Annotated in this window: 12 protein-coding genes and 1 pseudogene; 9 read left to right on the top strand and 4 right to left on the bottom strand. The window is 57.5% G+C overall.

Features of this window, described 5'->3' with window-relative positions:
• Nucleotide 1 precedes the first annotated feature (1 nt).
• The 3 genes from G5193_RS14910 to G5193_RS14920 are packed head-to-tail and all read left to right on the top strand — an operon-like array spanning nucleotide 2 to nucleotide 3176.
• Complete coding sequence (locus G5193_RS14910) at nucleotides 2–1060, top strand: UDP-glucose--hexose-1-phosphate uridylyltransferase (RefSeq protein ID WP_421206261.1); 1059 nt, start codon at nucleotides 2–4, stop codon at nucleotides 1058–1060.
• A complete protein-coding gene (galK, locus tag G5193_RS14915; protein WP_421206262.1) occupies nucleotides 1057–2208 on the top strand; it encodes a galactokinase in 1152 nt (383 codons plus the stop codon). The genes G5193_RS14910 and galK overlap by 4 nt, the downstream gene beginning before the upstream one ends.
• On the top strand, nucleotides 2205–3176 hold the full coding sequence (locus tag G5193_RS14920) for a galactose-1-epimerase (protein WP_421206263.1): 972 nt from the start codon (nucleotides 2205–2207) through the stop codon (nucleotides 3174–3176). Before galK ends, G5193_RS14920 begins: the two co-directional genes overlap by 4 nt.
• Before the next feature lie 305 nt (nucleotides 3177–3481).
• Here G5193_RS14920 and G5193_RS14925 read toward each other — a convergent pair whose 3' ends face one another.
• Entirely contained in the window at nucleotides 3482–4522 is a 1041-nt protein-coding gene (locus G5193_RS14925) for a LacI family DNA-binding transcriptional regulator (protein ID WP_421206264.1), read from the bottom strand.
• A gap of 291 nt (nucleotides 4523–4813) precedes the next feature.
• Here G5193_RS14925 and G5193_RS14930 point away from each other — a divergent pair, with 291 nt between their 5' ends.
• The 5 genes and pseudogenes from G5193_RS14930 to bacA all read left to right on the top strand — a co-directional run bounded on the left by G5193_RS14930 (nucleotide 4814) and on the right by bacA (nucleotide 9000).
• A complete protein-coding gene (locus tag G5193_RS14930; protein WP_421206265.1) occupies nucleotides 4814–5908 on the top strand; it encodes a 1,4-beta-xylanase in 1095 nt (364 codons plus the stop codon).
• Nucleotides 5909–5973: 65 nt separating this feature from the next.
• A complete protein-coding gene (locus G5193_RS14935) occupies nucleotides 5974–7320 on the top strand; it encodes an MFS transporter (protein ID WP_421206266.1) in 1347 nt (448 codons plus the stop codon).
• Between the two features lie 262 nt (nucleotides 7321–7582).
• Entirely contained in the window at nucleotides 7583–7906 is a 324-nt protein-coding gene (locus G5193_RS14940; RefSeq protein WP_421172454.1) for a SemiSWEET transporter, read from the top strand.
• 34 nt (nucleotides 7907–7940) lie between these two features.
• Nucleotides 7941–8072: pseudogene (locus G5193_RS14945) on the top strand (galactose-1-epimerase); the annotation flags it as partial.
• Nucleotides 8073–8184: 112 nt separating this feature from the next.
• Nucleotides 8185–9000 (top strand): undecaprenyl-diphosphate phosphatase, encoded by an 816-nt coding sequence (bacA, locus tag G5193_RS14950; RefSeq protein ID WP_069527669.1) that lies wholly within the window; start codon nucleotides 8185–8187, stop codon nucleotides 8998–9000.
• A 66-nt stretch (nucleotides 9001–9066) separates the two neighbouring features.
• Here bacA and G5193_RS14955 read toward each other — a convergent pair whose 3' ends face one another.
• The 3 genes from G5193_RS14955 to G5193_RS14965 form a co-directional block, all read right to left on the bottom strand.
• Nucleotides 9067–9762 carry a ChrR family anti-sigma-E factor gene (locus G5193_RS14955; protein WP_421206267.1) on the bottom strand — a complete coding sequence of 232 codons (696 nt, stop codon included), beginning with the start codon at nucleotides 9760–9762 and terminating at the stop codon, nucleotides 9067–9069.
• Entirely contained in the window at nucleotides 9755–10324 is a 570-nt protein-coding gene (locus G5193_RS14960) for a sigma-70 family RNA polymerase sigma factor (protein ID WP_005355542.1), read from the bottom strand. Before G5193_RS14960 ends, G5193_RS14955 begins: the two co-directional genes overlap by 8 nt.
• 140 nt (nucleotides 10325–10464) lie before the next feature.
• The gene (locus G5193_RS14965) at nucleotides 10465–11031 is read right to left on the bottom strand and encodes an LON peptidase substrate-binding domain-containing protein (RefSeq protein WP_236281221.1); all 567 of its coding nucleotides are present in this window, start codon (nucleotides 11029–11031) and stop codon (nucleotides 10465–10467) included.
• Nucleotides 11032–11341: 310 nt separating this feature from the next.
• Between G5193_RS14965 and argS the strand changes: the two genes are divergently transcribed.
• Entirely contained in the window at nucleotides 11342–13087 is a 1746-nt protein-coding gene (gene argS, locus G5193_RS14970) for an arginine--tRNA ligase (protein ID WP_005342559.1), read from the top strand.
• Nucleotide 13088 lies beyond the last annotated feature (1 nt).

A 13088-nucleotide genomic window follows, 5' to 3' on the forward strand; every position in this document is an offset into this window, starting at 1 on the left:
GATGTTCAACCCCGTCGATCATCCCCATCGCCGCTTCAACCCGCTGACCGGCCAGTATGTGCTGGTCTCCCCCCACCGGGCCAAGCGCCCCTGGCAGGGGCAAGTGGAGAAGGTAAGCCAGGCCCCCAAACAGGCCCACGATCCCGACTGCTTCCTCTGCGCCGGTAACACCCGGGTCACCGGCGACATCAACCCCGACTATCAGGGCACCTTCGTCTTTACCAACGACTTCGCTGCTCTGATGCAGGATACCCCGGCCGCCGATAGCGCCAGCGATCCCCTGCTGAAGCTGGAAGCTGCCCGTGGCACCAGCCGGGTCATCTGCTTCTCGCCAGATCACGGCAAGACCCTGCCCGAGCTGCCGCTGCCCGCCATCGAGGGGGTGATCACCACCTGGATGGATCAGGTCGCCGAGTTGTCGGCCCAGTGGGAGTGGGTGCAGGTATTTGAAAACAAAGGCGCCGTCATGGGCTGCTCCAACCCACACCCCCACGGCCAGATCTGGGGCAGCGACTTCCTGCCCAACGAGATCGCCCGCGAAGAGCAGCACCAGCGTCACTGGCTGGCCGAGCATGGCCGTCCCATGCTGCTGGAGTATGTGGAGCGGGAGCTGGCGGATCGCTCGCGCATCGTGGTGGAGACCGAGCACTGGCTCGCCGTAGTTCCCTTCTGGGCCGCCTGGCCGTTCGAAACCCTGCTGCTGCCCAAGGCGCACGTCCCCTCCATGCTCAACCTGACCAAGGCCCAGCAACAGGATCTGGCGGTGGCGCTCAAGGAGCTCACCAGCCGCTACGACAACCTGTTCGAGTGCAGCTTCCCCTACTCCATGGGCTGGCACTTTGCGCCGCCCAAATCGGATTGCCCCGAGGCGTGGCAGCTGCATGCCCACTTCTATCCGCCCCTGCTGCGCTCCGCCACCGTACGCAAATTCATGGTGGGCTTCGAGATGCTGGCCGAAACCCAGCGCGACCTGACTCCGGAGCAGGCCGCCGAGCGGCTGCGCGCGCTGAGCCCCATTCACTACAACCAGACCAATCAAACCAATGAGGAGGCCCTATGACCCCGAGCCAACGCGTCAGCACCGTTTTTGCCGAGCAATTTGCCAAAGCGCCCGATCTGCTGGTGCGCGCCCCCGGCCGCGTCAACCTCATCGGTGAACATACCGACTACAACGACGGCTTCGTGCTGCCCTGCGCCATCGACTACGAGACATGCGTCGCCATCGGCCTGCGCGATGACCGGCAAGTACAGGTGATCGCCGCCGACTACGACAACCAGCGCGACCAGTTCGACCTCGACCAGCCCATCGAGCACCACCCCAGCCAGCGCTGGAGCGACTACATCCGCGGCGTGGTGAAATATCTGCAGGAGCGCGGCTATGCCCTGCGCGGCCTCGATCTGGTGGTCTCCGGCAACGTGCCGCAGGGGGCGGGGCTCTCCTCCTCCGCCTCACTGGAAGTGGCCATCGGTCAGGCCTTCAAGGAGGCACTGGGGCTCGCCATCACTCAGGCCGAGATCGCCCTCAACGGCCAGCAGGCGGAGAACAAGTTCGTCGGCTGCAACTGCGGCATCATGGATCAGATGATCTCCGCCAGCGGCAAAACTGACCACGCCCTGCTGCTCGACTGCCGCTCGCTGGAGACCCGTCTCATCCCAATGCCCAGCGATCTGGCGGTGCTGATCGTCAACTCCAACGTGCGCCGCGGTCTGGTAGACAGCGAATACAACACCCGTCGCCAGCAGTGCGAGGCCGCCGCCCGTCACTACGGGGTCAAGGCGCTGCGCGACCTCGATCTGGCCGGACTGGAAGCGGGCAAGGCCGGGCTGGATGATGCTTGCTATCGCCGTGCCCGCCATATCGTCGGTGAAAATGCCCGCACCCTGGCGGCCGCCGATGCACTGGCGAGCCACGATCTGACCCGCCTCGGCGAGCTGATGGCCCAGTCGCACGCCGCCATGCGCGATGACTTCGAGATCACAGTGCCCGCCATCGACGGTCTGGTGGAGATCATCAAGGCCAGGATCGGCACAAATGGAGGCGTGCGGATGACCGGCGGCGGCTTCGGCGGCTGCGTGGTCGCCCTGCTGCGCCCGGAGAAAGTGGCCGAGGTGATCGCCGCGGTCGAGGCGGAGTATCCGGCCCTCTCGGGCCTCAAGGCCGACTGCTACGTCTGCCGCGCCAGTGCGGGGGCAGGGGGCATCACATGAAAGAGTTCCATCTGCAGAATGCAGCCGGCCTGCGGTTGAGCGTACTCGATTTCGGGGCTACGCTCACCGCCCTCGAGATCCCGGTCAATGGCATCTATCGCAATGTGCTGCTGGCTTGTGATCCGCTGGATTACCCCAATCAACGCTCTTATTTGGGGGCGATAGTAGGACGTTTTGCCAATCGTATCGGCAGCGCCCGCCTAGAGCGAGCAGGGCAAGAGTGGCAACTAGACGCCAACGAGGGCACCACCTGCCTGCACGGGGGCAGTGACTCTCTGCACAACCGGGAGTGGCAACTGGACGGGCTGGCGGAAGATCGCATCCGTCTGCAAACTCGGCTGGCCGATGGCGAACAGGGTTTCCCTGGTAATCTGGACGTCACCGTAGAATACCGGCTGGAGCAGACCGATCTGGTGATCGAGCTGAGCGCCACCACAGATGCTCCGACCCCGGTCAATCTCACCAGCCATGCCTATTTCAACCTGGATGGTGGTGATGTGCGTGATCACCACATCATCATTAATGCAGACCGCTATCTGCCAACCGATGAACACTCGTTGCCGCTTGGTATTGCGCCGGTCGAAGGAGTATTCGATCTACGCCATGGCAAGCGGGTCGGAGAACAGTGGATGGCCCATGCGCAGCAAAAAAAATGTCTGGGATTCGACCACTGTTTCTTGTTTGTTGATGCCTCGCCCTCACCACAAGCCACCCTGATGGCAGGGGATGGCAGCCTGTGTATGGAGATGTACACCAATCAGCCAGGCGTCCAGCTCTACACCGGCAACTGGTTGGCTGGCACCCCAAAACGCGGGGGGGGACATTGGGGCAACTATCAGGGGCTCTGCCTGGAAGCACAGCAAGTGCCAGATAGTCCGAACCGTCCAGAATTAGGTAACCCATGGTTGGAGCCAGGAGAACGCTATCAGCACATAACCCGTTATCGGCTTATTCCGGTTATGGCTTGACCCACTGAAGGGGCGCGTCAAGGCGCCCCTTTGTCGCATCTCTCCCGCCCGGCTTATTCAACACAACCAAGAAAGAAGCATGCTACGGCTTGGCATCATTACGATATCAGCCACCGCGTGCAGTGCTGATGGGTGTATGGCTTTCAGAGTGACGTTAACCTGCTCGTGTCGGGTAAAGTCATTGAGTACCCATTATGTGCTTTACATTCTTACCGCCAACCACACAACTTGGCAGGCATGACGGGAACATATCGGCACGCCCTGTGGCATAAGGAACCACTACGCAACAGGTTTTCGAGAGAGGATCAAATTTTGTTAACTGGCTGACCCTTGGTCGAGGCACGGATCAGCAACTCCCCTTCCAGCTTCATCAGTAAAGCGATGGGCTTCTCTCCTTGGGCCAGTTGCAACAAGGTGTCCACCGCCAGTTTACCCATCTCGTCGTAAGGTAGTTCGATAGAACTCAAAGGGGGCTCCATTTCGCAGGCCAGCATCTGGTTATCATGGCCCGCCACCAGAATGTCTTCCGGGATGCGCAATCCCGCCTCGGCTATCGCCTGGTAACAACCCTGAGCCATGTAATCACTGCAACAGAAGATACCATCAGGCGGCTGAGGCAGCGCCAGCAGTTGCCGAGTCTGTTCATAAGCCTCATGTAGCGACCAGTTGCCCACGCGCACCCATTGTGGATCCGGTATCAAATCGTGGTTGATCAACGCCTGACGATACCCCTCCAGCCGCAGACTATTTGCCTCCATCCATGGCTCCCCCTGAATAAGAGCCACTCGTTTGCAGCCTTGCTCCAACAGGTGCGCCGTCACCTTGTAACCCGCCAGCTTATCGGCAGGCAGGATGGAATAACTTTCGGACGAGCCACTGCCCTCCAGGTAGCAGTTGAGCAAAACGGTAGGCACCTGTGGGGAGAGCTCCATCTCGGCAAGTTGTCGTGTCATGGAAGAGGCAAAAATCATCCCCAGATAATCCCCCTGATTGATCTCCTGCTCGATCAACTTGGTGAGCTCCGCGCTGTTGCGATAATCGAATGTAACCAGCATGCGATCTGCCTCCCAAGCGCGTTCATTGCAGGCATTGATCGCATCTAGAAAAGGGTCATATGGAGTCAGGCCATTGAAAACAAAAGCTATTTTTCTAGCAGATGGTCCCTTGGATAGATATTCAGCTCGCTTATGCTGGTAACCCAGTTCGGCCGCTTTTTCAAGCACTCTACGCCGCGTTTCCTCCGCCAGTTTGATGGTGGTTGAACCATTGAGCACCAGTGAAACCGTTGATTGGGAAACACCTGCAGCTGCAGCGATGGCGCTCATGGTGATGCGTTTACTATTCATTGATATGGCCATAGTTTGAGCAGTACCGCCCAGATAATAATATTAATTATTTATCTTTTATCATGACTCATGATTACGGACATGAGCAAGCAGCACAACAGCCCACAAGGACGATAGAGGGTTTTCGGTTATCGTCCCGAGTACAGATGGCTCGCCAGCCATGCCTGTTAACCCCCTAAATTTGTTCATTTTGTGACTAATACCTGAATTCTATCCTTCATGATTTGCAACTAAAGATATTAGCTAATATTAATTGCTGTAGGTTTAAATAATTAGTTGCAAGGATATCCGATGGCGATACAACAGTGGTCAACAGAACGAGCTTGGCAATGGTGGAACAAACAACCTTGGCTATTGGGCTTCAACTATCTCCCCCGCACAGCGGTCAACTGGACCGAAATGTGGCAGGGAGAAACCTTCGACCCAGTCATCATTGACCAGGAACTGGGTTGGGCCAACAAACTGGGCTACAACACCCTGCGAACCAATCTGCCCTTTATCGTCTGGCAGCATGATCGGGATGGCCTGCTCGCGCGCATTGAGCAGTTCCTTGGCCTGTGTAGCAAGCACAATATCCGCGTGATGATGACCTTGATGGATGACTGTGGCTTCTCCGGCGATCACCCCTATCTGGGCCGCCAGCAACCACCTCGGGAAGATGTACACAATAGCCAGGCGGCGGCCAGTCCCGGTCGGAATGTCGTCATTGACCCGACCCAATGGCGCGAAGTGGAACACTATATTCGCGACCTGATACGTACATTTGCACAGGATGAGCGGATCTTTATCTGGGATCTGTACAATGAGCCGACCAACAGGGGCATCTTTTCGGAAGGCGATGTCGAGGTGCGTTTCGATGAGTCGCTGGAGACATATGCCCACTATCTGATGGAGTTGGCTTTTGTCTGGGCCCGAGAAGAGAACCCCTCCCAGCCACTCACCGTCGGCGCGTGGCATGCACCCTACAGCATCGGTCAGGGGGATTCGGAATTTACTCCGGAAAACACCTTTACTCATCCGACCGACCTGCGCGCTATGGAGCTATCGGATGTCATCACTTTCCACTCCTATCAGCGTATGGAGGGGCTGAAAATCTCTCTGGATGTGGTCAGCAAATATCGCCGTCCGCTCCTCTGCACAGAGTGGCTGGCCAGGCATGTCGGCAGCGTGATGGAACAACAACTGCCACTCTTCAAAGAGTTAAAAATAGGTGCCTATCAATGGGGTCTGGTAAAAGGGAAGACGCAAACTCACCTGCCATGGCCTTTCGTTCGCAATATCGACCCCGATTTCCGCAGGGTCTGGTTTCACGACCTGCTGGAGGAGGATGGTACCCCCTACTCTGCCAGTGAAATAGAACTGCTCCGCACATTGACCCGTTCATAACGCAAAAGAGGACGCCACCCTAGTGGCGCCCCTCACAACACATTCATGTTGGGAAAGGTTGGCAGATGACAGATCAAAAGATACACAATAGAGAGCTGGTGGGATATTTCAGCTATGCCGTCGGGCAATGCCTCAGTTTCGGCCTGGTGGGATCATTTATCCTCTATTTTTACACCGATATCCTTGGAATATCGCCCGCTGCAGCTGGGGCTATTTTCCTCATTGCCAGAGTATGGGATGCCATCAACGATCCTATTATCGCTGGTTATATGGACACTCTTAATTTCAAACGTGGCAAATTCACGCCATATATGCTTTTCGTTCCCTTCTTGATTGCCGGGATCACCTCTCTCAGCTTCATTGGCATGGATTTACCCATGACCACCAAGGTAGCTTATGCAGCAGTCACCTATATCGCGTGGGGGATGATATACACCTTGTCTGATGTACCTTTCTGGACCATGTCATCGGTCATGAGCCAAGAGCCACAGGAGCGAGCCAAGGCCGTAACCGTCGCCATGTTGGGCGTCAATATCGGCATTGGCAGTGCTTCCATCATATTCCCGAAGCTCACCGAACTGTTTGCTGCAACCAGCAGCACCAAGGGCTACATGGAAGGTGCCATCTGCCTGATGCTGATCGCCCTGCCGCTGATGGTGCTCGGAGCAAGCCAGATGAAAGAGCGCATCAAGCCCAATCCGAATGACAAGATCACCATTAGGGACTCTTTCCGCGTCCTGCGTTCCAACAAACCGTTGGCGTATGTACTTGGCGCCTTCTTCTGTAACGTGTTCTTTAATCTGGCCACCGGGCTCTACATTTTCTTCTTCACCTACAACATGGGTGATGTCGGGCTGCTCTCGGTGATGGGCTCTATCGGTGTGGCAACCTCTATGGCCTGTATGCTGATGCCGATATTGACCAGCAAGCTCAGGAAACGTGATCTCTTCCTGCTACTCACTCTGCTGGAGATTGCATTACGCATCGGTTTCTATACGACAGGCTACGACAATCTGATAATGGTGTTCGGCTTCCTCGCCTTGATCCATGCGGCCAACGTCATCACCAATCCGCTTATCTCCGCCATGTTGAGTGAGACCATCGAATATGCAGAACTAAAGTCTGGCCGCCGTTGCGCTGCCATCGCATTCTCGGGGCAGACCTTTACCGGCAAACTGGCTTGGGCCATCGCAGGTGGTATTTCCGGTACCCTGCTGATCTGGCTTGGCTATCAACCGAATGCGGCACAGACTCAGGCTACGATGGACGGACTATTTATCTGTATATCACTTGTGCCGATATTGGGTAGCATATTACGGGTGATGATCATGACCCGCTACAATTTCACCGAAGATAAGCACGCCAAAGTACGTCATGCTCTAAATAAATGGCGTTCCATTTCGTCTCTTTAACATAAAAACAATGAATGCTTTACCATAAAATATACGCCAGTCGAATTGAGCGCCTCTATCCATTCAACTTGACTGGCAAATTCCATTCAAGAACATGAAAACTACAATGATTGATAAATTATTTTTTCGTTGCATTGCGCATAGGAAAAGCAATCAACATAAGTTACATGAATCATCGAAAGCCACTGGGTAAACTTTTGCTGAAGTATATTACACGATAATAAATATCCATTGCCTCCATTGGTCTTTGAGGAGTTCAAATTTGTCGGTTTATTTCTGGCACAATATCGTTATTGTGCCAATCGCTCTCTGCGTTCTGGTTTTCTGGCTCGACACCGCCAACCTCGGTCTCTGTGCAGCCTTTCTGACCACAGGATCTTTTGCCTTGCAAGTTATACACATAATAAAGACCCAAGAAACCAGGGCCATCTCAACCAATATGTATCTGGTCTTCAGCTGTGGCGTACTTCTATGGTTGATCTACGGCCTGCGCACTAACGACATGCCCATCACCATAGCAAACAGCATCACTCTCGCTCTGGCCTGCGCCGTCCTGATGCTCAAGCTGCGTAACGAAAGGAACTGATGAGCATTCATACAACCTGGGGCTGGCACTCGGGGATCACGACGGCTTCTGTCTTGAGACGCAACAGCTGCCGGACAGCCCCAATCGGCCCGAGCTGGGCAACCCCTGGCTGCTGCCGGGCGGGCGTTATCACCACCAGACCCGCTACCGTTTTATCCGCGACTGACTTAAAGGTTTCATGATTTTTACATAGCCTCAGCAGTCACTATCGAGCAAGATAAGCCGCCCCGAGCTCCTTCCGGGGCGTTTTTGCATCAACGTAGCAAGGATTCTGTTCGATGACTGACACCTATAGCCTGCTGGTCGCCTTTATTCTGGGCGTCGTCGAGGGGCTGACCGAGTTCCTCCCCGTCTCCTCCACCGGCCACATGATTATCGTCGGCCATCTGCTGGGCTTTGAAGGGCCCAAGGCTGCCACTTTCGAAGTGGTGATCCAGCTTGGCTCCATACTCGCCGTAGTCGCCGTCTTCTGGCGCCGCCTGTTTGGCCTGATTGGCATCCACTTTGGCCAGAAGCCGTCCCGGGATCATGCCACCCTGTCGCTGATCCACGTCATCCTCGGCATGCTGCCCGCCATCGTGGTCGGTCTGGCCATCCACAGCTGGATCAAGGCCAACCTGTTTGGTCCACAGACCGTAATGTACGCGCTGGTCGCGGGGGGCATCCTGCTCATCATCGCCGAGAAGTTCCGCCCGGCCGTCACAGCTGAAACTCTGGATGACATCAGCTACAAACAGGCGTTCGGCATCGGTCTGTTCCAGTGTCTGGCGCTGTGGCCAGGCTTCTCACGCTCCGGCGCCACCATCAGTGGTGGCATGCTGATGGGGATCAGCCGTCACGCCGCCGCCGAGTTCTCCTTCATCATGGCGGTGCCCATGATGGTGGCGGCCAGCGGGCTTGATCTCTACAAGAGCCGCGATTTTCTCTCGATGGCCGACTTCCCGATGTTTGCCGTGGGCTTTATCACCGCTTTCGTGGTAGCGATGTTTGCGATCAAGACCTTCCTGACATTGATCCGCCGCATCGACTTTATCCCGTTCGCTATCTACCGCTTTATCGTGGCATTCGCCGTCTATCTGGTGTTTGTCGCCTGACCGGCAACCAGCAATCAAATGAAAAAAGGGACCAACTTGGTCCCTTTTTCTATGGCGTCATGGTGCTCAATAGAGGTGCTGGCTGATGCCGTTCAGCAGCCGCGACAGCCCTTTGGTGAACTGCACCGGCGCATTCTGCACCGTGTAGCAGAGGCAGCCATCGGGCGTATGCGGACTGTGTGAGTGGCTGGCATCACGCCAGATGAAATCCCCCGCCTTGTAAAGGGTATCGCCATCCTGAATATTGCCCGCCAGCAGCAGGGTCAGCTCATAACCCTGATGGGTGTGCTCGGGGATGCGGCCGCCCGCTTCGATATGGAGCAGGCTGGCGCGCGCGCCCATCTCGTCCAGCGGCAGACTCTGCTGACGAATGACCCCGATATGGCGCCACTTGGGCGAGCGGTAGCGGGCCAGCACCCGTGGCAAACGGTAGGCCTGACCGGCCACCTCCAGCTCGCCGTGCTGCGTTCGGGGCTGGTCATATGTTGGCTCGGAGAGGGGCTCTGCCAGCGGCTGGGCCAGAATATCCGCCAGCATGGCGTCGAATCCGGCGTCCAGTCCCACTTCATCCCGGGAGTCCGCCTCGGGCTCTGCTGGCGAGGCAAGATATTGCTGCGCCAACTCCTCTTCGAATGTCTTCAGTCGGGCAGCACAATCGGGGCAGAGTTCACAGTGGGCGGAGAGCCCCACCGCCAGCGGCAGAGGGAGCTCGTCGGCGGCGAAGGCACGCAGCATAAGGTCGGTCGGATGGGCTTTAATCATGGCCTTGCTCCACTTGCTCTTTCAATTTCTGTAACGCCAGTCTAAGGCGGGACTTGATGGTACCGAGCGGCACGCCGAGTCGCTCCGCCAGCTCCTGCTGGGAGAACTCCTGCAGATAGATGCCGCGCACCACCTGCTGTTGCGGCTCCGGCAGGGTGCCCAGATAGTGGGCCATCTGACGGGTCAGCACCGCATCCTCACCGCCGCTCAGGTGCTCCTCTTCGGCCTGAAACTCCAGCACCGGCCACAGCTCCTCGGCACAGAGATCCTCCTTGCTGGCGCGACGACGGCGCAGCATGTCGAAGCACTGGTTGCGCATCACGGTGTAGATCCAGGTGGTCGGCGCCCCCTTCTCGGGGTGGTAGAGGCGTGCCTTCTGCCACACCAGCAGCATGGTCTCCTGCACCAGCTCCATGGCGTTGGCTTCGCTGCCGAGGTGACGCAGCCCATAGCTGCGAATGCGCGGCGCAAAGTGTTGGAACAGGCGGGCAAAAGCAGCCTTGTCGGCCTGCTCTGCCACCCTGATCAGCAGAGATTTGAGGTCGCCATCCGGGTTATCCATCACGGGCGAGGTCCTGCGTATGGTCGAGTGTGGTTGGCCAGTATATGCCATTGCGCCATCCCTTTGGTGTGCTGTCGAACATGCTGTGGTAATGACTGATACGGCGCTGCGGCGCTGGCGGATCAGCGGGTCAGAAAAAATCAGTGGCTGGCCACCAGTACCCCCTTGAGCAGGGCGATGGCGGGCTGATTGTCGGCAGCGGCCAGCAACAACTGCTTCTGTTCAGGGGGGATCGGCAACACCTCCAGCCAGCGCTGGGCCACCCAGTTGCCATCGTCCCAGCGGGGGGCGGGATAGAGGGCGGCATAGTCGGGATAGTCGGCAAACACCTCCCGCAATGCCTCGACCAGCGGCTGCTGATCGGGATGGAGCCGGCGGGGCGGCCAGGCCGTCATCGGCGTCACCTCGCCGATACGCAGGCCATCCTGCTCCTGCCACAGATCCTCTATCTGCACCCGCTCCATCCCCTGCACTGTGATCCCCAGCATGCCGTCCGGCAGCCGGTCGAAATCGATGATGGTAACCCGGGTGGCGATGGGCAGCATGTTGCGCAGGGCGTCGGGCTGGCGAGGGTCCACCATGCAGAGGGCAAAGCCGGACTCCCCCGCCTCGGCAATCATCCGCTGGTATCTCGGTTCGAAGATCCGCAGCGGCATGACGCCGCCGGGCAGCAGGTGGGCAGATAGGGGAAACAGCGCCAGTCGCATCGCAAACTCCTCGGTTGGGAACCTCTGTTGATACGCCGGGCCAGAGGGAGGAGATCATTCCCGTCAGCGGAAAGGAAAAACCCTTAACAATCAGGGGAAAATAGCCTGGACAAGCCGCTTCGATATGCAGTAGAAATGGATAAGCACCGTAATTTCCGCCCAATATTCTGGAATATGGCGCCAAACGCAGTGAAATATCCGCCCGACAGCGAGCGGCGGGTCATCCCTATAGTTTTCTCGGGCCGATGCGGGTAAAATTCACGCCCTTATATATCAGTCATTTTTCGACGCGCAACCTTGGTGGTCAGTTATGAAAGAGCATATTCATCATCTACTTGAACAAACGGTAGCCAATCTCAAGTCAGCAGGCGTCCTGCCGGCGGACCTGGAAGCCCGCGTGCAAGTAGACCGATGCAAGGAAAAAGCTCACGGCGACCTGGCTACCAACCTGGCCATGCTGCTGGCCAAACCGGCCCGCAAGAATCCCCGTGAGCTGGCGGCTGCCATCATCGAGCACCTGCCTGCCTCCGACCTGATCGCCAAGGTCGAGATCGCCGGTCCCGGCTTCATCAACTTCTTCTTTGACCAGCGCTGGCTGGCCGGTCAGGTCGAGGCCATGGTGACCTCTGCCAACGCCAATGTACGGTTGCCCGCGCCACAAACCGTGGTGGTGGACTACTCCGCCCCCAACGTAGCCAAAGAGATGGCAGTGCACCACATCCGCTCCACCGTACTCGGTGACGTGGCCGCTCGCGCACTGGAATTCCTCGGCCACAAAGTGATCCGCGCCAACCACATCGGTGACTGGGGCACCCAGTTCGGCATGCTGATCGCCTATCTGGAAAAGATGTCCAACGAGCACGCCAGCGACATGGCGCTCAAGGATCTGGAAGCCTTCTACACCCAGGCCAAGCGTTGCTACGACGAAGACGAAGCCTTCGCCGAGCGCGCCCGTAACTACGTGGTCAAGCTGCAGGGTGGCGACGAGTACTGCCGTACCATGTGGAAGAAGCTGGTCGACATGACCATGGAACAGAACCAGATCAACTACGACCGCCTGAATGTCTCCCTGACCAACAAGGACATCATGGGCGAGTCCATGTACAACGACATGCTGCCGGAGATCGTTGCCGACCTGAAAGCCAAGGGGCTGGCGGTCGAGAGCGAAGGCGCCACCGTTGTCTTCCTGGACGAGTTCAAGAACAAGGATGGCGAGGCCATGGGCGTCATCATCCAGAAGAGCGATGGCGGTTTCCTCTACACCACCACCGACATCGCCTGTGCCAAATACCGTTATGAAACCCTGGGCGCCGACCGTGTCATGTACTTCATCGACTCCCGTCAGCACCAGCACCTGATGCAGGCCTGGACCATCACCCGCAAGGCGGGTTATGTGCCGGAATCCGTCCCCCTCGAGCACCACGCCTTCGGCATGATGCTGGGCAAGGATGGTCGTCCCTACAAGACCCGCTCCGGTGGTACCGTCAAGCTGGTTGACCTGCTCAACGAAGCGGAAGAGCGCGCCGCTGCGCTGCTGGAGAGCCGCAACAGCGACCTCTCTGCCGAAGAGAAAGCCCAGGTGGTCAACGCCATCGCCATGGGCGCGGTCAAGTATGCGGATCTCTCCAAGAACCGCACTACCGACTACATCTTCGACTGGGATCTGATGCTGTCGTTTGAAGGCAACACCGCCCCTTACCTGCAGTATGCCTACACCCGTATCCAGTCCATCTTCCGCAAGGCTGGCGTCGATGCCGCTACCCTGACCGGCAATGTGACCCTGAACGAGGAAGCAGAAGAGGTGCTGGCCCAGAAGCTGATCCAGTTCTCCGACGCTGTCAACGGCGTGGCCGACAAAGGCATGCCGCACCTGCTCTGTACCTACCTGTACGAGTTGTCCGGCAACTTCATGACCTTCTATGAAGCCTGCCCGATCAACAAGGATGGCGTGGACGAAGCAACCCGTCAGAGCCGTCTGCTGCTGTGCGCCGCCACCGCCAAGGTGCTGAAACTGGGCCTCGGCGTACTGGGCATCCATACCCTGGAGCGCATGTAAT

Source organism: Aeromonas sp. 601027 (assembly GCF_049174455.1).
GTDB lineage: Bacteria > Pseudomonadota > Gammaproteobacteria > Enterobacterales > Aeromonadaceae > Aeromonas > Aeromonas veronii_A.